The sequence below is a fragment of the Streptomyces sp. NPDC048288 genome (genome assembly GCF_043201555.1).
Classification (GTDB): domain Bacteria; phylum Actinomycetota; class Actinomycetes; order Streptomycetales; family Streptomycetaceae; genus Streptomyces.
The window spans coordinates 203,810-223,912 of sequence record NZ_JBICZD010000008.1; the positions used below are offsets into that span (position 1 = coordinate 203,810).

General features: G+C 70.0%; 16 protein-coding genes. 11 read left to right on the plus strand and 5 right to left on the minus strand.

Annotated elements, in window-relative coordinates; all coding sequences use genetic code 11:
- Positions 1-272: 272 nt before the first annotated feature.
- Positions 273-1,037: an IclR family transcriptional regulator gene (locus ACGFZS_RS28515; RefSeq protein WP_365685502.1), complete on the minus strand. Its 765-nt coding sequence runs from the start codon at positions 1,035-1,037 to the stop codon at positions 273-275.
- A gap of 359 nt (positions 1,038-1,396) precedes the next feature.
- Between ACGFZS_RS28515 and metH the strand changes: the two genes are divergently transcribed.
- From metH to ACGFZS_RS28530, 3 genes are all read left to right on the plus strand, one after another.
- Complete coding sequence (gene metH, locus ACGFZS_RS28520) at positions 1,397-4,912, plus strand: methionine synthase (protein ID WP_393661533.1); 3,516 nt, start codon at positions 1,397-1,399, stop codon at positions 4,910-4,912.
- Between the two features lie 128 nt (positions 4,913-5,040).
- Complete coding sequence (locus ACGFZS_RS28525) at positions 5,041-5,742, plus strand: HAD family phosphatase (protein ID WP_365685497.1); 702 nt, start codon at positions 5,041-5,043, stop codon at positions 5,740-5,742.
- A 423-nt stretch (positions 5,743-6,165) separates the two neighbouring features.
- The gene (locus ACGFZS_RS28530) at positions 6,166-7,770 is read left to right on the plus strand and encodes an ABC transporter substrate-binding protein (protein ID WP_393797517.1); all 1,605 of its coding nucleotides are present in this window, start codon (positions 6,166-6,168) and stop codon (positions 7,768-7,770) included.
- A 243-nt stretch (positions 7,771-8,013) separates the two neighbouring features.
- Here the strand turns inward: ACGFZS_RS28530 and ACGFZS_RS28535 are convergent, their stop codons facing one another.
- Together ACGFZS_RS28535 and ACGFZS_RS28540 are read right to left on the minus strand one after the other, a co-directional pair.
- Positions 8,014-8,685: a response regulator transcription factor gene (locus ACGFZS_RS28535; protein ID WP_030608351.1), complete on the minus strand. Its 672-nt coding sequence runs from the start codon at positions 8,683-8,685 to the stop codon at positions 8,014-8,016.
- A gap of 16 nt (positions 8,686-8,701) precedes the next feature.
- Positions 8,702-9,643 carry a RecB family exonuclease gene (locus tag ACGFZS_RS28540; protein WP_393797518.1) on the minus strand — a complete coding sequence of 314 codons (942 nt, stop codon included), beginning with the start codon at positions 9,641-9,643 and terminating at the stop codon, positions 8,702-8,704.
- A gap of 140 nt (positions 9,644-9,783) precedes the next feature.
- Between ACGFZS_RS28540 and ACGFZS_RS28545 the strand changes: the two genes are divergently transcribed.
- Positions 9,784-11,358: a site-2 protease family protein gene (locus ACGFZS_RS28545; RefSeq protein ID WP_393797519.1), complete on the plus strand. Its 1,575-nt coding sequence runs from the start codon at positions 9,784-9,786 to the stop codon at positions 11,356-11,358.
- An 11-nt stretch (positions 11,359-11,369) separates the two neighbouring features.
- Here ACGFZS_RS28545 and ACGFZS_RS28550 read toward each other — a convergent pair whose 3' ends face one another.
- Complete coding sequence (locus ACGFZS_RS28550) at positions 11,370-12,155, minus strand: hypothetical protein (RefSeq protein ID WP_393797520.1); 786 nt, start codon at positions 12,153-12,155, stop codon at positions 11,370-11,372.
- A 161-nt stretch (positions 12,156-12,316) separates the two neighbouring features.
- Here ACGFZS_RS28550 and ACGFZS_RS28555 point away from each other — a divergent pair, with 161 nt between their 5' ends.
- Both ACGFZS_RS28555 and ACGFZS_RS28560 read left to right on the plus strand, forming a co-directional pair.
- Positions 12,317-13,219: a tRNA (adenine-N1)-methyltransferase gene (locus tag ACGFZS_RS28555; RefSeq protein ID WP_089103073.1), complete on the plus strand. Its 903-nt coding sequence runs from the start codon at positions 12,317-12,319 to the stop codon at positions 13,217-13,219.
- A 212-nt stretch (positions 13,220-13,431) separates the two neighbouring features.
- Complete coding sequence (locus ACGFZS_RS28560; RefSeq protein ID WP_393797521.1) at positions 13,432-14,013, plus strand: hypothetical protein; 582 nt, start codon at positions 13,432-13,434, stop codon at positions 14,011-14,013.
- A 46-nt stretch (positions 14,014-14,059) separates the two neighbouring features.
- Here ACGFZS_RS28560 and ACGFZS_RS28565 read toward each other — a convergent pair whose 3' ends face one another.
- Positions 14,060-14,365: a ferredoxin gene (locus ACGFZS_RS28565; protein WP_393797522.1), complete on the minus strand. Its 306-nt coding sequence runs from the start codon at positions 14,363-14,365 to the stop codon at positions 14,060-14,062.
- Between the two features lie 617 nt (positions 14,366-14,982).
- Between ACGFZS_RS28565 and arc the strand changes: the two genes are divergently transcribed.
- The 5 genes from arc (at position 14,983) to prcB (ending at position 20,056) form a co-directional block, all read left to right on the plus strand.
- Positions 14,983-16,749 (plus strand): proteasome ATPase, encoded by a 1,767-nt coding sequence (arc, locus tag ACGFZS_RS28570; protein ID WP_393797523.1) that lies wholly within the window; start codon positions 14,983-14,985, stop codon positions 16,747-16,749.
- A gap of 245 nt (positions 16,750-16,994) precedes the next feature.
- The gene (gene dop, locus ACGFZS_RS28575) at positions 16,995-18,506 is read left to right on the plus strand and encodes a depupylase/deamidase Dop (RefSeq protein ID WP_393797524.1); all 1,512 of its coding nucleotides are present in this window, start codon (positions 16,995-16,997) and stop codon (positions 18,504-18,506) included.
- A 189-nt stretch (positions 18,507-18,695) separates the two neighbouring features.
- Positions 18,696-18,914 carry a ubiquitin-like protein Pup gene (locus ACGFZS_RS28580; RefSeq protein ID WP_155057540.1) on the plus strand — a complete coding sequence of 73 codons (219 nt, stop codon included), beginning with the start codon at positions 18,696-18,698 and terminating at the stop codon, positions 18,912-18,914.
- A 168-nt stretch (positions 18,915-19,082) separates the two neighbouring features.
- A complete protein-coding gene (locus ACGFZS_RS28585) occupies positions 19,083-19,259 on the plus strand; it encodes an endonuclease domain-containing protein (RefSeq protein WP_393797735.1) in 177 nt (58 codons plus the stop codon).
- Positions 19,211-20,056 carry a proteasome subunit beta gene (gene prcB / locus ACGFZS_RS28590; RefSeq protein WP_393797525.1) on the plus strand — a complete coding sequence of 282 codons (846 nt, stop codon included), beginning with the start codon at positions 19,211-19,213 and terminating at the stop codon, positions 20,054-20,056. Before ACGFZS_RS28585 ends, prcB begins: the two co-directional genes overlap by 49 nt.
- Positions 20,057-20,103 lie beyond the last annotated feature (47 nt).

Consider the following 20,103-nt stretch of genomic DNA (forward strand, 5'->3'; position numbering starts at 1 on the left):
CTCTAGCGCGTATTGCCGGTAGGTGTTCGACAATGCCGACCGATGGACGGGAGTCTTGCTCCGGCGTTACGCGCACGTCAAGAGTTCTGTTATCGAAAACGCGATCGTTATTGATTGCTGTGAGATGTCGATCTTTGTCGGGTCCTGTGTCGGGTGTGCCGCGATAGCCCCGCTGAACTGGGGATTCATCCAGTTTTGTCCGTTTCAGGGTACGACTGAGGCCGGTTCGCCGACACGCGAACCGGCCTCGGTCGTCGATCAGTGGCGCCCGGTCAGAACCGTCCGGCGCCCAGGTCCCGCGACACCGCGCGGGCGCAGTCCCGCACCGCGGCGATCAGGTCGGGCCGCAACTCCCCGTCCTTGCAGAGCCGTTCCACCGCGCCCGTGATGCCCACCGCGCCCACCGGCATGCGCCGCCGGTCGTGGATCGGCGCCGCGACGGAGGACACGCCCTCCCAGGTCTCCTCCACGTCGGCCGCGTATCCACGCGCGCGGGTGATGTCGAGGATGTGCTCGAAGGCGTCCAGCTCGCAGGTGGTCCGGTCGGTGAAGGGCTTGCGGTCGGCCTCCAGGGCCTCGCTGTGCGCCACCGGGTCGTAGGCCGACAGCACCTTGCCCAGGGCCGTGGAGTGCAGCGGCTGCATCGCGCCGATCTCCAGCACCTGCCGGCTGTCGTCGGGCCGGAAGACGTGGTGCACGATCAGTACGCCCTGTTGATGGAGAACGCCCAGGTAGACGCTCTCCCCGCTGGACCGGGCCAGGTCGTCCGTCCACACCAGCGCCCGCGCCCGCAGCTCGTGCACATCCAGATAGGTGGTGCCCAGCCGCAGCAGCTCGGCGCCCAGCTGATAGCGCCCGGAGGTGTCGTCCTGTTCGACGAACCCCTCCTGCTGGAGGGTGCGCAGGATGCCGTGGGCGGTGCCCTTGGCGAGGCCAAGGGAGGAGGCGATGTCGGACAGGCCGAGCCGTCGCTCGCCGCCCGCGAGCAGCCGCAGCATCGCGGCCGCCCGTTCGAGCGACTGGATGTTCCGTGCCATCGCCGTCCTGTCCTCCGTCCCAACGACCCTCACCGCAACGACGGCGTAACCATCGTTCGGCAATGTCGAACACTACCGGTCCATGTCGACGGACCGCTAATGGTCCGTCGACACCTGTTACATCACACGTGGGAATCCGGTCACCTCACCGGGCACACACGTGACCTCTCTGTGACGAGCCCGTGCCCGGTCGGCCGGGGGGGTGAGGATCCCATGACGGTCCCGCGTCTCACTCGTCCGCCACATGGACGTCCTGCCCATCCAAGCCCACACCCGGTTAGGCTGGCGCAGTGCGTCCCTGCCGGGCCCGCCCCGGGGGACCGCATAGCCGACAGCCGTCGCATCCAAGGGAGCCCTTCATGGCCTCGTCGCCGCCGTCCCCCTCCGCCGACAGCCGGACCCGTGTGTCCGCGCTCCGTGAGGCGCTCGCCACCCGTGTGGTGGTCGCCGACGGAGCCATGGGCACCATGCTCCAGGCGCAGGACCCCACGCTGGACGACTTCCAGCAGCTCGAGGGCTGCAACGAGATCCTCAACGTCACCCGCCCCGACATCGTCCGCTCGGTCCACGAGGCGTACTTCGACGCGGGCGTGGACTGCGTCGAGACCAACACCTTCGGCGCCAACCACGCGGCGATGGCCGAGTACGACATCCCCGAGCGGGTCTTCGAACTGTCCGAGGCGGGCGCCCGGATCGCCCGGGAGACCGCAGACGGCTACCTCGCCCGCGACGGCCGCCAGCGCTGGGTCCTCGGCTCCATCGGCCCCGGCACCAAGCTGCCCACCCTCGGCCACATCGGCTACACCACGATCCGGGACGCCTTCCAGCAGAACGCCGAGGGCCTGATCAGCGGCGGCGCGGACGCGCTGATCGTGGAGACCACCCAGGACCTGCTGCAGACCAAGGCGGCCGTGATCGGTGCCCAGCGCGCCCGTGAGCTCTCCGGCCTGGACGTCCCGATCATCGTCTCCGTCACCGTGGAGACCACCGGCACCATGCTGCTGGGCTCCGAGATCGGCGCCGCCCTCACCGCGCTGGAGCCGCTCGGCATCGACATGATCGGCATGAACTGCGCCACCGGCCCCGCCGAGATGAGCGAGCACCTGCGCTACCTCTCCCGGCACTCCCGGATCGCCCTGTCGTGCATGCCGAACGCGGGCCTGCCGGTCCTCGGCAAGAACGGCGCCACCTACCCGCTGACCGCGCCGGAGCTGGCCGACGCCCACGAGACCTTCGTCCGGGACTACGGCCTCTCCCTGATCGGCGGCTGCTGCGGCACCACCCCCGAGCACCTGCGCCAGGTCGTGGAGCGGGTCCGGGGCGTCACCCCGCCCGAGCGCAGCCCGCGCCCCGAGCCCGGCGCCGCCTCCCTCTACCAGACGGTGCCGTTCCGCCAGGACACCTCGTACCTGGCCATCGGCGAGCGCACCAACGCCAACGGTTCCAAGAAGTTCCGCGAGGCCATGCTGGCCGCCCGCTGGGACGACTGCGTGGAGATGGCCCGCGAGCAGATCCGCGAGGGCGCCCACATGCTGGACCTCTGCGTGGACTACGTCGGCCGCGACGGCGTCGCCGACATGGAGGAGCTGGCCGGCCGCTTCGCCACCGCCTCCACCCTGCCGATCGTCCTCGACTCCACCGAGGTCCCCGTCATCCGGGCCGGCCTGGAGAAGCTCGGCGGCCGCGCGGTCATCAACTCCGTCAACTACGAGGACGGCGACGGCCCGGAGTCCCGCTTCGCCAAGGTCACCGAGCTCGCGCGGGAGCACGGCGCCGCGCTGATCGCGCTGACCATCGACGAGGAGGGCCAGGCCCGCACCCCGGAGAAGAAGGTCGAGATCGCCGAACGGCTCATCGACGACCTGACCGGGAACTGGGGCATCCACGAGTCGGACATCCTCATCGACACCCTGACCTTCACCATCTGTACCGGTCAGGAGGAGTCCCGCAAGGACGGCATCGCCACCATCGAGGCGATCCGCGAGCTCAAGCGCCGCCACCCGGACGTCCAGACCACCCTCGGTCTGTCCAACATCTCCTTCGGCCTCAACCCGGCCGCCCGCATCCTGCTGAACTCCGTCTTCCTCGACGAGTGCGTCAGGGCGGGCCTGGACTCGGCGATCGTGCACGCCTCGAAGATCCTGCCGATCGCCCGCTTCAGCGAGGAGGAGGTGCAGACGGCCCTCGACCTCATCCACGACCGCCGCGCCGAGGGTTACGACCCCCTCCAGAAGCTGATGCAGCTCTTCGAGGGCGCCACCGCCAAGTCCCTCAAGGCCGGCAAGGCCGAGGAACTGGCCGCCCTCCCGCTGGAGGAGCGCCTCAAGCGCCGCATCATCGACGGCGAGAAGAACGGTCTGGAGGCCGACCTCGACGAGGCGCTGACCACCCGCGCCGCCCTCGACATCGTCAACGAGACCCTCCTGGACGGCATGAAGGTCGTCGGCGAGCTGTTCGGCTCCGGCCAGATGCAGCTGCCGTTCGTCCTGCAGTCCGCCGAGGTCATGAAGTCCGCCGTCGCCCACCTCGAACCGCACATGGAGAAGTCGGACGCGGAAGGAAAGGGCACCATCGTCCTCGCCACCGTCCGCGGCGACGTGCACGACATCGGCAAGAACCTCGTCGACATCATCCTGTCCAACAACGGCTACAACGTCGTCAACCTGGGCATCAAGCAGCCCGTCTCCGCGATCCTGGAGGCCGCCGACGAGCACCGGGCCGACGTCATCGGCATGTCCGGCCTGCTGGTCAAGTCCACGGTGATCATGAAGGAGAACCTGGAGGAGCTCAACCAGCGCGGTCTGGCGGCCTCCTACCCGGTCATCCTCGGCGGCGCCGCCCTCACCCGCGCCTACGTCGAACAGGACCTGTACGAGCTCTACGAGGGCGAGGTCCGCTACGCCCGGGACGCCTTCGAGGGCCTGCGCCTGATGGACGCCCTCATCGGCGTCAAGCGCGGGCTGCCCGGCGCGGTCCTGCCGGAGCTGAAGCAGCGCCGGGTGCGGCCGGCCGCGACCGTCGAGGCCGAGGAGCGGCCCGAGGAGGGCCACGTCCGCTCCGACGTCGCCGTCGACAACCCGGTGCCCACCCCGCCGTTCTGGGACACCCGCGTCATCAAGGGCATCCAGCTCAAGGAGTACGCGAGCTGGCTCGACGAGGGCGCCCTCTTCAAGGGCCAGTGGGGCCTCAAGCAGGCCCGCACCGGCGAGGGACCCACATACGAGGAACTCGTCGAGACCGACGGCCGCCCCCGGCTGCGCGGGCTCCTCGACAAGCTGCAGACGGAGAACCTGCTGGAGGCGGCCGTGGTCTACGGCTACTTCCCGTGCGTCTCCAAGGACGACGACCTGATCATCCTGGACGACCGCGGCAACGAACGCACCCGGTTCACCTTCCCGCGCCAGCGCCGCGGCCGCCGCCTCTGCCTCGCCGACTTCTTCCGCCCGGAGGAGTCCGGGGAGACGGACGTGGTCGGCCTCCAGGTCGTCACCGTCGGCTCCCGCATCGGCGAGCAGACCGCCAAGCTCTTCGAGGCCAACGCCTACCGCGACTACCTCGAACTGCACGGCCTGTCCGTCCAGCTGGCCGAGGCCCTCGCCGAGTACTGGCACGCGCGGGTGCGTTCCGAACTCGGCTTCGCGGGCGAGGACCCGGGCGACATCGAGGACATGTTCGCCCTGAAGTACCGGGGCGCCCGCTTCTCCCTCGGCTACGGCGCCTGCCCCAACCTGGAGGACCGTGCCAAGATCGCCGACCTGCTCCAGCCCGAGCGGATCGGCGTGCACCTCTCCGAGGAGTTCCAGCTGCACCCCGAGCAGTCCACGGACGCCATCGTCATCCACCACCCGGAGGCGAAGTACTTCAACGCGCGCTGAGCGGCGCGCCGACACCGAGACGTGTCCCACAGAGCACACTGATCGGATAAGTCGTACACTGGTCGGTCCACAGCAGGCCGGTTCCCCGCATGGGAACCGGCCTGATCGTCCCTCAAGGAGGTACGTGGATGACCAGCACGGTCCCCGCGCTCGGAACCCGGACGGCCGAAGGCTCGGCCCTTCAGGCGGTGCTCCTCGACATGGACGGCACCCTGGTGGACACCGAGGGCTTCTGGTGGGACGTCGAGGTGGAGATCTTCGCCCGCCTCGGCCACACCCTCGACGACTCCTGGCGCCATGTCGTGGTCGGCGGCCCGATGACCCGCAGCGCCGGGTTCCTCATCGAGGCTACCGGCGCGGCCATCACGCTCGCCGAGCTCAGCGTGCTGCTCAACGACGGCTTCGAGGAACGCCTCGACGGCGGCCTGCCGCTGATGCCGGGCGCCCGGCGGCTGCTCGCCGAACTCTACGAGCAGCAGATCCCCACCGCCCTGGTCTCCGCCTCGCACCGGCGCATCATCGACCGGGTCCTGACCGGGCTCGGCACCCACCACTTCAGCCTGTCCGTCGCCGGCGACGAGGTCTCGCGCACCAAGCCCCACCCGGACCCGTATCTGCTGGCCGCCGCCGGTCTGGGCGTGGATCCGGCCAGGTGCGCGGTGGTCGAGGACACCGCGACCGGAGTCGCCGCCGCCGAGGCCGCCGGCTGCCAGGTCGTCGCCGTCCCGTCCGTCGCGCCTATCGCCCCCGCCGAGCGGCGTACCGTGGTCACCTCCCTGGAACAGGTCGACCTGGCATTTCTGCGCGGACTGATGACGGAAATGCGCTAGCCGTTCACCCAGCGTGCAAACAGCATTGGGTGAAATCCCGGCCCGGGTCGCGCCACGGAATTCGCACCCGTTCGACCGGCTGAATTCCGATAGCGGCTCACACATTTTACTGTGTGACGTTCCCCACGTGCCAGGCGCTCGACAACGTTGCCCGGCTGTGCCGCACGCCCCCGTTCGGGGGGAAACGCGGCGACCTTGTGTCCCGATTGGGGAGAGCCTGCACTAATCCTGCCGCTGTCGGGTTTTCGGTCTGTCCGCAACTGGTTCCACTCCGTGATGGGACCTCAACTCACGCGCCTGCGAACCCTCCTGCGGGTGCGCACTAATCTCGTCGCGAGAACATCGCCGCAACCCCCGTGATCCGCTTCGACACCCCATGTATGCGGGATACACGGACACGATCAGCTCTGGAGAACTTCGAGCATGAACCGTAAGACTTTGGTGCTGCCGGCCGTGGTCGGTCTGCTCACTCCGGTCCTCGCCGCCTGCGGTGGTTCCGGCAGTGGAAGCAGCAGCAACGACGCGATCGTCGTCGGCACCACCGACGGGTTCACTGCCACGAAGGAAGCCCCGGCGCCGGTCGACCCCGCCTACTCGTACGACGTCGGCGGCTGGAACATCCTGCGCCAGACCGTGCAGACCCTGATGTCCCAGCCCAAGGGCGAGGGCGACCCGGTCCCCGACGCGGCCGAGAGCTGCTCCTTCACCGACAGCGGCAGTGAGCGCTACGCCTGCAAGCTGCGTGAGGGCCTGAAGTTCTCCGACGGCAACTCCGTCACCGCCGAGGACGTCAAGTGGTCCATCGAGCGCGCCCTGCGCATCAAGTCGGACAGTGGGGTCTACGGCCTCCTCACGAACATCGACACCATCGAGACCCAGGGCGACCGCGAGGTCATCTTCCACCTCAAGACCGCTGACGCCACCTTCCCGTACAAGCTGTCCACTCCGGTCGCGGGCATCCTGAACCCGAAGGACTACGAGAAGGACAAGCTCCGCGACGGCTTCGACATCGACGGCTCCGGCCCCTACAGCTTCAAGGCCGACGTCAAGAACGACGAACTCGTCTCCGCCACCTTCACCAAGAACCCGAACTACAAGGGCAGCGTGAAGGTGAACAACGAGCAGGTCGTCCTGCGCTCGTACAAGGACGCCGACGCCATGGGCGAGGCGCTCGACAAGGGCGACATCGACGTGATGACCCGCACCATGTCGCCGTCGCAGATCAACAAGCTCAGCACCGGCAAGAGCTCCAACATCGACCTGGTCGAGATGTCCGGTCTGGAGATCCGCTACCTCGGCTTCAACACCAACGCGTCCACGGTCAAGTCGAAGGCTGTCCGTGAGGCCATGGCCCAGCTCGTCGACCGGGCCGGCCTCGTCTCCAAGGTGTACGGCTCCCAGGCCGAGCCGCTGTACTCGCTGGTCCCGGCCTCCGTGACCGGCCACTCCAACTCCTTCTTCAACAAGTACGGCGACCCCAGCGTCTCCAAGGCGAAGAACCTGCTGACCGCGGCCAACATCACCACCCCGGTGAAGCTGACCCTGCACTACACGACCGACCACTACGGTCCGGCCACCAAGCAGGAGTTCGAGGTCCTCAAGCAGCAGCTCAACGGCAGCGGCCTCTTCGACGTCAGCATCGAGGGCCACCCCTGGTCGACGTACCAGACGGACGAGCGCAAGGGCGACTACGACGTCTACGGCATGGGCTGGTTCCCCGACTTCCCGGACGCCGACAACTTCCTCGCGCCGTTCCTCGACAAGGACAACTTCCTCAAGTCGCCCTACGTCAACAACCGGATCATCAACACCCTGATCCCGGAGTCCCGCCGCGCGGCCGACCGGGCCAACGCCACCAGCAGCCTGACCGAGATCCAGGACGACGTCGCCGACGACGTCCCGGTGCTGCCGCTCTGGCAGGGCAAGCAGTACGTCGCCGCCCGCGACGACATCACGGGCGTCGCCTACGCCCTCAACTCCTCCGCGAGCCTCCAGCTGTGGGAGCTCGGCCGCGGCTCCAGCAGCTGACGGACCTTCAGTACGGCGAAGGGGGGCCCCGCCCCCCCGCCGGGGCGCCCCGGCCCCGCCCGGGTGAGCCGGGGGGGGGGGCCCCACGCGCCCCCCGGCGCCCCCCCACCCCCCCCGCCCCCCCCCCGGTGGGGGCCCGCGCCCGCGCCCCCCCCCCGCCCCGCCCCGCCTCTCGGGCTCTGGGCCCCCCCCCCCCCCGCCGGGGCCCCCCTTCGCCGTACGTGATGACCGGGTGTCCGTCGCCTACTGCGCCCCGGGGCGCACCAGCCCGCTCTCGTACGCGTACACCGCCGCCTGCACCCGGTCCCGCAGCCCCAGCTTGGTCAGCACATGCCCCACATGGGTCTTCACGGTGGTCTCGCTGACGAACAGGTCGGCGGCGATCTCCGCGTTCGACAGCCCCCGCGCGACCAGCTTCAGCACCTCCACCTCACGGTCGGTGAGGGTGTGCAGGGTGTCCGGCACCGGCTCCTCGCCGGACGGCAGATGGGTCGCGTACTTGTCGAGCAGCCGGCGCGTGATGCTCGGCGCCAGCATCGCCTCGCCGTTCGCCACCACCCGGATCGCCTGCACCAGTTCGTTGGCCGGGGCGTCCTTCAGCAGGAACCCGCTGGCCCCCGCGCGCAGCGCCTCCACCACGTACTCGTCGAGATCGAACGTGGTCAGCACCAGCACCTTCGCCGGGCCGTCCCGGCCGGGCCCGGTGATCTGCCGGGTGGCCTCCACGCCGTCCATCCGCGGCATCCGGATGTCCATCAGCACCACATCGGGCTGGAGGGCGCGCACCTGGTCGAGGGCCTGCAGGCCGTCTCCGGCCTCGCCCACGACCGCGATGTCCTGCTCGGCCTCCAGAATCATCCGGAACCCGGTTCGCAGCAGCGGCTGGTCGTCGACCAGTAGGACGCGGATGGCCACGGTGAGTCTCCTTCTGCTAGTCCGCGCCCATTCTGCCCTGCGGCACGTCCCCGGACTCGGCCGACCTCACCGGCAGCGGGTACGGCGGGGGAGTGCCGCCGAACTCCGGGCAGTGCGCCTGGTGGTCGCACCAGCCGCACAGCTTCGTGGGACGCGGCCGCCACTCACCCGACTCCGTCGCCTCCCGGATCGCCTCCCACAGCGCGAGCAGCTTGCGCTCGACCCGCTGGAGATCGGCGGGGACCGGGTCGTACGTCAGCACGTCACCGCTGCCGAGATAGACCAGCTGCAGCCGCCTCGGCACCACGTTCTTCAGCCGCCACACCACCAGCGCGTAGAACTTCATCTGGAACAGCGCGCCCTCGGCGTACTCCGGCCGCGGCGCCTTGCCCGTCTTGTAGTCGACGATCCGCACCTCGCCCGTCGGCGCCACGTCGACCCGGTCGATGATCCCGCGCAGCCGCAGCCCCGACTCCAGCTCGGTCTCCACGAACAGCTCCCGCTCCACGGGCTCCAGCCGGGACGGATCCTCCAGCGTGAACCAGCGCTCGACGAGCTGCTCCGCCTCGCCCAGCCAGCGCGCCAGCCGCTCGCCCTCGGGGTCGTCCGCGAACAGCTCACCGACCTCAGGCCGGTGCTCCCGCAGCCGGTCCCACTGCCCCGGGATCAGCGACTTGGCCCGCGGCGCGGTCCGGTCGGCGGCCGGGGCGTCGAAGAGCCGCTCCAGGACCGCGTGCACCAGCGTCCCTCTGGTCGCCGCCTCGCTGGGTTTCTCCGGCAGCCGGTCGATCACCCGGAACCGGTACAGCAACGGACACTGCATGAAGTCACTGGCCCGCGAGGGCGACAACGAGGCGGGCGGCCGGGCCGTCGGCCCCGCCACCGCCGTGACCGGCTCTTCCCCCTGCGCGACGTCCGCGCCCGGGCCTTGCGGGGTGTCCTCGATGCTGCTCTCCATGACCACAGACCATACGGCCCGCCACTGACAGTCACCCAACCCGCGCGACGGCCCGGCCAACACAAGGGGTGCCGGGGCGAAACGCGTCACGACGGCCGCATACCATCGACCACAGACGACGTTTCTAACGAGGGGACACCGTGGACGTGAGCGGCGGGAGCGGGCAGCCCCGGTCGGAGAACGCCGAACCGGCCGAACCGACCGAACACCCCGCAGGCCCTACGGCCCCGACCACCGACGGGGGCCCGGACCCGGCCGACGCCCCGACGGCTCCCCCGGAGACCGAGGCGCCCGCCCGCACCGGGAAACCGTCGCCGGCGCCGTCCGCCGAGGAGCCCACGGCGCCGACGGCCGGGCCGGAGACCGACGAGGCCCCGGAACCGGCCACGCCCGAGGACACACACGCCGACGCCCCCGCCGACGCCCCGGCCTCCGACGCCCCCGTCTCCGACGCCCGCGCGGACTCGCCCCCCGACGCCCCCGGCACCCCCGGTGAATCCGACGGGCGGGCCCTGGCCGACTCGGGAATGAGCAAGGGGCGGCCGCCGCAGCGGCCCAAGGAACCCGGCGGCGGGCTGCTCATGGGGCGCCCCTTCGGCGTGCCCGTGTACGTCGCCCCCAGCTGGTTCCTCGTCGCCGCCCTGATCACCTGGGTCTTCGGCGGCCAGCTCGACCGCGTCCTGCCCGAACTCGGCGCCGCCCGCTACCTCGTCTCCCTCTTCTTCGCCGTCGCCTTCTACGCCTCCGTCCTGGTCCACGAACTGGCCCACACGGTCGCCGCGATCCGCTTCAAACTCCCGGTCCGCCGCATCCAGCTCCAGTTCTTCGGCGGCGTCTCCGAGATCGAGAAGGAGGCCGAGACCCCCGGCCGCGAGTTCGTGCTGGCCTTCGTCGGCCCGCTGCTCTCCCTCGTCCTGTCCGGCGTCTTCTACCTCGCCATGCAGCCCGTCGAGCCCGGCACCGTCCCCGGCGTCCTGCTGGCCGGCCTGATGGTCTCCAACCTCATCGTGGCCGCCTTCAACCTCCTGCCCGGGCTGCCCCTCGACGGCGGCCGGATGCTCCGCGCCGTCGTCTGGAAGATCACCGGCAAACCCATGAGCGGCACCGTCGCTGCCGCCTGGGTCGGCCGCGCGCTCGCCGTCTCCGTCCTCATCGGCCTCCCCCTCCTCAACTACTCCGGCGCCTTCGGCGGCGGTGCCGAGGAGACCGGCGGCGGCATGGACACCGTCACCGACGCCCTGCTCGCCGCCATCCTCGCCGCGATCATCTGGACCGGCGCCGGCAACAGCCTGCGCATGGCCCGGCTGCGCGAACACCTCCCCGAGCTGCGCGCCCGCACCCTGACCCGGCGGGCCGTCCCCGTCGAGACCGACACCCCGCTCTCCGAGGCCCTGCGCCGCGCCAACGCCGCCGGCGCCCGCGCCCTGGTCGTCGTCGACGCCGACGGCAACCCGCTCTCCCTGGTCCGCGAGGCCGCCATCGTCGGCGTACCCGAGCACCGCCGCCCCTGGGTCGCCGTCAGCGGCCTCGCCCAGGACCTCACCGACGGCATGCGGGTCTCCGCGGAACTCGCCGGAGAGGACCTCCTGGACGTCCTGCGCGCCACCCCCGCCACCGAGTACCTGGTCGTGGAGGAGACCGGCGAGATCTACGGCGTCCTGTCGGCCGCCGACGTCGAGCGGGCCTTCGTGCGGGCGATGGCCCGCCCCAGCTGAGAGAGCCGCTCCTAGCGCGGCGGCCAGACGTCCCCGGGCGCGGCCGGAGCCCGGCGCCGCCGCAGTCGCCGGACGGTGAAGAGGACCGCCGACATGAGCGCCGTGAGCGCCACGGCGACCGGGGCCACCGCCTGCCAGGGGACATGGAGCAGGAGCGCGCCGTAGGCCCAGCCGAGCCCGGCGACCAGCACGATGCCGAGCAGCCAGCGGCCCACCGGGCGCCAGGTCCAGGGCCCCAGGTCGTCCGGCCGGACCAGCCGCAGGACGCCGAACCCCAGCGCCAGCGCCGCCAGCAGGGCCGCCGTCACGCCGAGTCCGGCGAACATCTGCGGCTCGTCGCGCGGTTCGTCGGCCGTCGCCTGCTCGTCGTCGTACCGGACGAGCCGCGTGACCGCGCCCCGCCAGACGACGCCGCCGACCCGGTCCCCGGTCCGGAGCTGCCGCAGCACCGGTCCCGGGTCGCCGAACGCGACCGCGCCGTTCCAGTAGCGGGTGCCGGACAGGGTCGCCTCGAAACGCACGTGCCGCCGGGGGAGCAGACCCCGCCGGCCCTCGACCACCGTGTCCCGCACCGTGAAGGTGACCGTGCGCAGGCAGTCCTCGGCGGGTCCGGCCGGCAGCGGGTCCGAGCAGACCGCGGCCGCCCGGTACTCCCGGTACTCGCGCATGGTCGTCGGCAGCGCCACGGCGAACAGGTAGCAGCAGAGGTACGCCGAGACCACCGCCCCGGCCACCAGCAGCACGCCCCAGAGCCGTGCCCCGGCCGCGTCCGACCCGTCTCCGACCCCCACCGCCACGGCCCGCTCCCCCCGCTCGCCGGCGTCACCCTCGTGTTGACGCCACGGCCTCACGCGGTGGTTCCACGCGCCCCATCCGCCCCAGGGATCCGCCGCCGGCCCCACGGCGGTAGGGCCGCACGGTGGTCGGTGCCCTGCGCAAACCCCGGTAGGCTGTTCACATGTCCGAACCGACCGGTGCCGCCCGCAGGCGCGGGCCCTTCAAGGTCGGGGACCAGGTACAGCTGACCGACCCCAAGGGTCGCCACTACACGTTCACACTCGAAGCCGGGAAGAACTTCCACACCCACAAGGGCTCCTTCCCGCACGACGAACTGATCGGCGCTCCCGAGGGCAGCGTTGTCCGCACCACCGGCAACGTCGCCTACCTCGCGCTGCGCCCCCTGCTCCCCGACTACGTCCTGTCCATGCCCCGCGGGGCAGCCGTCGTCTATCCCAAGGACGCGGGGCAGATCCTGTCCTTCGCCGACATCTTCCCCGGCGCACGCGTCGTCGAAGCCGGTGTCGGCTCCGGTTCGCTCAGCAGCTTCCTGCTGCGCGCCATCGGCGACCAGGGCATGCTGCACAGCTACGAGCGCCGCGCGGACTTCGCCGAGATCGCCCAGCAGAACGTGGAACGCTACTTCGGCGGCCCGCACCCGGCCTGGCAGCTCACCGTCGGCGACCTCCAGGACAACCTGTCGGACACCGACGTCGACCGCGTCATCCTCGACATGCTCGCCCCCTGGGAGTGCCTGGAGGCCGTCTCCAAGGCGCTCGTCCCCGGCGGCATCCTGTGCTGCTACGTCGCCACCACCACCCAGCTCGCCCGGACCGTCGAGTCCATCCGCGAGATCGGCTGCTTCAACGAGCCGACCTCCTGGGAGACGATGATCCGCAACTGGCACGTGGAAGGCCTCGCGGTCCGCCCCGACCACCGGATGATCGGCCACACCGGCTTCCTGCTCACCGCCCGCCGCCTCGCCGACGGCGTCGAGCCGCCCATGCGCCGCCGCCGCCCCGCCAAGGGCGCCTACGGCGAGGACTACGACGGCCCCAACGCCGACGGAGGCGCCGGCCGCTGACCCGTCCCGTCACCGCAGTAACGTACGAGCGCCGCCGCCGAGTTCCCCGGACCCCACCGGAACTCGGCGGCGGCGCTCGCGCGTTGACCCGGCACCAGGGCCGCGGCGCCCCACCGGCCGCGGAAGCCCACCCCGCCCGTTCCCTCCCACTGTGACGTGTGGCACTATGCAGGCCACCCCCACCGGCACAGGCCTCACAGGAGACACTCCTAGTGCAGCAATCCGTGGTCCCGGAGCTCGCTCACACCGACACCCGTCCCATGCACTGGCTCGCCACCGCGACCGCGGTGGCCGGCGTCGTGGCTCTCTCGTCCCTCCTCCAGCCGGGCTCGGCCAAGGCCGCCCAGCCCGCCGCGAACAGCGATCCGAAGCCCGCCCCTGCGGCCGCCGCGCCGCCCAGCACCACCGGCGTGGACTTCCCGCTCGACTGCGGCCCGGTCAAGGAGAAGGTCGTCAAGAAAGCCACCGGCGACCTCGACGGCGACGGCAGACCGGAAACCGTGGCGGTGGTCCACTGCGACTCGGCCATGGGCACCCCGCCCGACGGGGTCTACGTCCTCACCCAGGCCGCCGACGCCACCGCACCCCGGGTCGTGGCCACCCTCGTCGACCCCAAGGACCGGTTCACGGTGACCGACTTCACCGTCGCCGCCGGGACGGTCACCGCCACCCTGCTCGGCTATTCCTCGGACGATGTGCCCAGTTGCTGTCCGGACGTGAAGACCGCCGCCAAGTGGCAGTGGAACGGCCACGCGTTCGTCCGCTCCACCCCGGTGGCCGCCCACAGCGTCTGACGGCCGCGCCACCGGGACGTACGGGCCACGCGGGGTGGCCGGAAAGTCACTCCGCGTCCGGCCCGTACACCTCGACCCGGTCCGCGACCCGGCGCACGTGGATGCACTCGCCCGGGCACTCCCGCGCCGAGTCCACCACGTCCGTGAGCAGCGGCAACGGCACGGGCACCGTCGCGCCCGCCGCCTGCAGCAGCTCGTCGTCCGAGCCCTTCACATAGGCCAGACCGTCGATGTCCAGCTCGAACACCTCCGGGGCGTACTGGGCGCAGATCCCGTCGCCCGTACACAGATCCTGGTCGATCCAGACCTCGAGTGCCTCGCCGCCGGCCAGGGCCTCCTGCTGCACGGTCATCTCTCCTGCCGTCGAAAGCGCCGGGCGGCCGGACCCGGGGGTCACCCGGTCCCGCCCCGGCGGGTGTTGAACGCCTTCGACCCTACCTCCGCCGGAGCACCCCTCCGGCGGCCACCGCCCGCCCCGTACCCGCCCCCGACACCGGAACCGGAGCGCCGACCCGGAGCCGCCATCAGAGCCCGGCCCGGGCGCCCCCGCGCCCCGCGCCGCAGCCCCCTGCCGGGCGCCCCGCGCCCGCGCGCACGGCGCGTCCGACCGCGCGGGGCGACGGCGCCCGGCCACCGGATCGATCGACTTCGGCCAACCCGCGACCCGTATCCACCGTCACATTCACGGCCCGACCGGTCGCTCTGTGTAAGGAACGCGCCACCGGGGCACAACCCCTGAACCGGCATCGGATCGGACAACTCCGGTCAGTCACGAAGGGTTTTGACCGCTCCGGGCCTGGAACACGCCGCTTCTGAATCGCGTTGAGTGGGTATCCACCCGGCACGAGGGAGAACGCAACGGGTGACCGACGACACACCTTGACAGTCTTTGTGATCTAGGGGTTTCAATCGACACCCACCCAGGTAGGGTCTGGAAGCGTCCAGCTCCCCTTGGAGGAGGTGAGGACCGTGGCAGCCCACGACGACGACATGAACCGCGGCATCCGCCCGGGACGAGGGTCCGACGACCCGGCCGGGCAGATCGCTTACCTTGAGCAGGAGATCGCCGTCCTGCGACGCAAGCTCGCCGACTCTCCGCGACACACGAGGATTCTCGAAGAGCGGATCGTCGAGCTGCAGACGAACCTGGCCGGCGTGTCCGCCCAGAACGAGCGACTCGCGAACACCCTCCGCGAGGCCCGCGACCAGATCGTGGCCCTCAAGGAGGAGGTCGACCGACTCGCACAGCCGCCGGCCGGCTTCGGTGTCTTCCTGCAAGCCAACGAGGACGGCACCGCAGACATCTTCACCGGCGGTCGCAAACTGCGGGTGAACGTCAGCCCAAGCGTTGACCTGGACGACCTCAGGCGCGGCCAGGAAGTGATGCTCAACGAGGCGCTCAACGTGGTCGAGGCCATGGAGTACGAGAGCATCGGCGACATCGTCACCCTCAAGGAGATCCTGGAGGACGGCGAGCGCGCCCTCGTCCTGGGGCACACGGACGAGGAACGGGTGGTACGGCTCGCCGAGCCGCTGCTCGACGTGAACATCCGCCCCGGCGACGCCCTGCTCCTCGAACCCCGCTCCGGGTACGTCTACGAGATCGTCCCCAAGAGCGAGGTCGAAGAGCTCGTCCTCGAAGAAGTCCCCGACATCGGCTACGAGCAGATCGGCGGCCTCGGCGGCCAGATCGAGGCCATCCGCGACGCCGTCGAGCTTCCCTACCTGTACCCGGACCTGTTCAAGGAGCACGAACTGCGCCCGCCCAAGGGCGTCCTGCTCTACGGACCGCCCGGATGCGGCAAGACGCTCATCGCCAAGGCGGTCGCCAACTCGCTCGCCAAGAAGGTCGCCGAGGTGACCGGCCAGGCCGCCGGCAAGAGCTTCTTCCTCAACATCAAGGGCCCCGAGCTCCTGAACAAGTACGTCGGCGAGACCGAGCGGCAGATCCGCCTCGTCTTCCAGCGTGCGAGGGAGAAGGCCAGCGAGGGCACCCCCGTCATCGTCTTCTTCGACGAGATGGAGTCGCTCTTCCGGACCCGTGGCTCCGGTGTCAGCTCGGACGTCGAGAACACGATCGTCCCGCAGCTGCTCGCCGAGATCGACGGTGTCGAAGGCCTGCAGAACGTGGTCGTCATCGGCGCCTCGAACCGTGAGGACATGATCGACCCCGCCATCCTGCGCCCCGGCCGCCTCGACGTGAAGATCAAGATCGAGCGTCCCGACGCGGAAGCGGCCAAGGACATCTTCGGCAAGTACCTCACCGAGCGCCTCCCGCTGCACTCCGACGACGTCGGGGAGCACGGCGGCAGCAAGGCCACCACCGTCGAAAGCATGATCCAGACGGCAGTGGAACACATGTACGCCGAATCCGAGGAGAACCGCTTCCTGGAAGTCACCTACGCCAACGGCGACAAGGAAGTCCTGTACTTCAAGGACTTCAACTCCGGCGCGATGATCGAGAACATCGTCGGACGTGCCAAGAAAATGGCGATCAAGGACTTCCTCGAACACAGCCAGAAGGGTCTCCGCGTCTCCCACCTCCTCCAGGCCTGCGTGGACGAGTTCAAGGAGAACGAGGACCTGCCCAACACCACCAACCCCGACGACTGGGCCCGAATCTCCGGAAAGAAGGGCGAGCGGATCGTGTACATCCGTACCCTCATCACCGGAAAGCAAGGCGCGGACACCGGACGCTCCATCGACACGGTGGCGAACACCGGACAGTACCTGTAAGACACAGGGCGGCTGCGGGTGCCCTAGCCGGGTACCCGCAGCCGACTGTTTTTCCGGCCAAAACCGGAACCGAGGGCGAGCAAGGCAATGACGCAAATGATCTCCCCACCAGTGCAAAGGCGTTCTAGGCTCTTTCCTACCGCCGAGTCGCGCAGTGCGGGGACGGGCACCGCACACGCACCGGAGCGCCAGCGGTACGCGAGCGGAGCCCACGACCGAGGGCTCCGCCGGGCAAGGAGGGCCGCATGACCGTACGGCGAGTAATGGGCATCGAGACGGAGTACGGCATCTCCGTTCCCGGCCACCCCAACGCCAATGCCATGCTCACCTCGTCCCAGATCGTCAACGCCTACGCGGCGGCGATGCACCGGGCCCGACGCGCCCGCTGGGACTTCGAGGAGGAGAACCCGCTGCGGGACGCCCGGGGCTTCGACCTCGCCCGGGAGGCCGCCGACGCCAGCCAGCTCACCGACGAGGACATCGGCCTCGCCAACGTCATCCTCACCAACGGCGCGCGCCTCTACGTCGACCACGCCCACCCCGAGTACAGCGCCCCCGAGGTCACCAACCCCCGGGACGCCGTCCTCTGGGACAAGGCCGGCGAACGGATCATGGCCGAGGCCGCCGAACGAGCCGCCGCGCTCCCCGGCGCCCAGCCGATCCACCTCTACAAGAACAACACCGACAACAAGGGCGCCTCCTACGGCACGCACGAGAACTACCTGATGAAGCGGGAGACCGCCTTCTCGGACATCGTGCGCCACCTCACCCCGTTCTTCGTCTCCCGCCAGGTCGTCACCGGCGCCGGCCGCGTCGGCATCGGCCAGGACGGCCACGAGCACGGCTTCCAGCTCAGCCAGCGCGCGGACTACTTCGAGGTCGAGGTCGGCCTGGAGACGACCCTGAAGCGGCCGATCATCAACACCCGGGACGAGCCCCACGCGGACGCGGAGAAGTACCGCCGCCTGCACGTGATCATCGGCGACGCGAACCTGTCCGAGATCTCGACGTACCTGAAACTGGGCACGACGGCTCTCGTGCTCTCGATGATCGAGGACGGCTTCATCGCGGTCGACCTGGCCGTCGACCAGCCGGTGCGCACGCTCCACCAGGTCTCCCACGACCCCACCCTCAAGCGCCTCGTCACTCTCCGCAGCGGCCGCACGCTCACCGCCGTCCAGCTGCAGATGGAGTACTACGAGCTCTCCCGTAAATACGTGGAGGAGCGCTACGGCTCCGATGTCGACGACCAGACCAAGGACGTCCTCACCCGTTGGGAGGACACCCTCAACCGCCTGGAGAACGACCCCATGAGCCTGTCGGGGGAGCTCGACTGGGTGGCCAAGAAAGAACTCATGGAGGGCTACCGGCGCCGCGACGACCTCGACTGGGACGCCGCCAAGCTGCACCTCCTCGACCTCCAGTATGCCGACGTACGGGCCGAGAAGGGCCTCTACAACCGTCTGGCGGCCCGTGGCCGCATCAAGCGGCTCCTGGACGAGGCCGACGTGGAGCGGGCCCGTACGAGCCCGCCCGAGGACACCCGCGCGTACTTCCGGGGCCGCTGCCTGGAGCAGTACGCCGACGACGTCGCCGCGGCGAGCTGGGACTCGGTGATCTTCGACCTCCCGGGGCGCGATTCGCTCCAGCGGGTCCCAACCCTGGAACCGCTACGCGGAACGCGAAATCACGTCAAGGAGCTGCTGGACCGCTGTCGCACCGCAGAAGACCTGGTCAGGGTCCTCTCCGGCGGCTGAGCGGGCCCATGGACCGCACCGGTCGGACGGGGTCAAAATCCCGCCGCCCGGGAATCATCGAGGTGGCCCCCGTACGTTGGAGAAACTGCGGGGCCGATGTCGGACCCGGCTTGTAGGGTCTGATCATCACCGATCGGCAGGAATGCCGACCTGTCGACCATGTCGGGCGAACTGAGCGGGGTGAGGGTTATGGCAACCAAGGACACCGGCGGCGGACAGCAGAAGGCCACGCGCTCCACCGAGGAGGTCGAGGAGCAGGCGGCGGAGTCGCAGGCTTCGGAGGACCTCAAGGAGCGGCACGAGAAGCTGAGCGATGACGTGGACTCGGTCCTGGACGAGATCGATGACGTCCTGGAGGAGAACGCGGAGGACTTCGTTCGCTCGTTCGTTCAGAAGGGTGGACAGTAGCCCACACCCGTGAACAGCGGGGGGAACGTGCTCGGCCCGCCGGAAGGCTCTTCCGGCGTGGCCGGGTTCCACGGGCGCTGCCAGGAAGCACCGAAGCCGAGCGCGACGCGATGGGTCGCCTCCCCGTACGGACTCCGCGCGATCTGCCTCGATACCCCGCCCGTTCATGTGGATCACCGCCACAAGACGGGTAGGGTCCGAGGCGTACTGAGCTTCAACTGCAATTCGGCCATCGGCACTTCGAGGGACCAGTCCGCCGCCGCGCGCCGAACCGCTGCTTACCTGGAAGGAAACTTGTGGAAGCCAACACTCGTAGCACCGGGCGTCTGCCGGCTGCCTTCCTGACGCCTGGGTCCTCCTCTTTCATGGACTTTCTGGGTGAGCACCAGCCGGAGTTGCTGCCCGGCAGGCGCCAGTTGCCGCCCACGCAGGGGGTGATCGAGGCGCCGCACGGGACGACGATCGTGGCGGTGACCTTCCCCGGGGGCGTGGTGCTGGCCGGTGACCGCCGGGCGACGATGGGGAACGTGATCGCCCAGCGCGACATCGAGAAGGTGTTCCCGGCCGACGAGTACTCGGCTGTCGGCATCGCCGGCACCGCCGGTCTCGCCGTGGAGATGGTGAAGCTCTTCCAGCTGGAACTGGAGCACTTCGAGAAGGTCGAGGGCGCCCAGCTGTCGCTGGAGGGCAAGGCGAACCGGCTGTCGACGATGATCCGCTCGAACCTGGGCATGGCGATGCAGGGGCTCGCGGTCGTGCCGCTGTTCGCCGGTTTCGACGTGGACCGGGCCAAGGGGCGGATCTTCTCGTACGACGTGACGGGCGGCCGTTCCGAGGAGCACAACTTCGCGTCGACGGGCTCCGGCTCGATCTTCGCGCGGGGTGCGATGAAGAAGCTGTTCCGCGACGACCTGACCGAGGAGCAGGCGACCACACTGGTGGTGCAGGCCCTCTACGACGCGGCTGACGACGACTCGGCGACGGGTGGTCCCGATGTCGCCCGCCGGATCTACCCGATCATCACCGTGATCACCGAGGCCGGTTTCCGTCGGCTCACCGAGGACGAGGCGTCCGAACTCGCCCGCGCGGTGCTGGCGCGCCGTCTGGAGGAGCCGGACGGACCGCGCGCGGCGCTGCTCTGAGGCGCTCGGCGCTTGTTGTGAAGGTGATCCCAGTGACTTCGACGGAA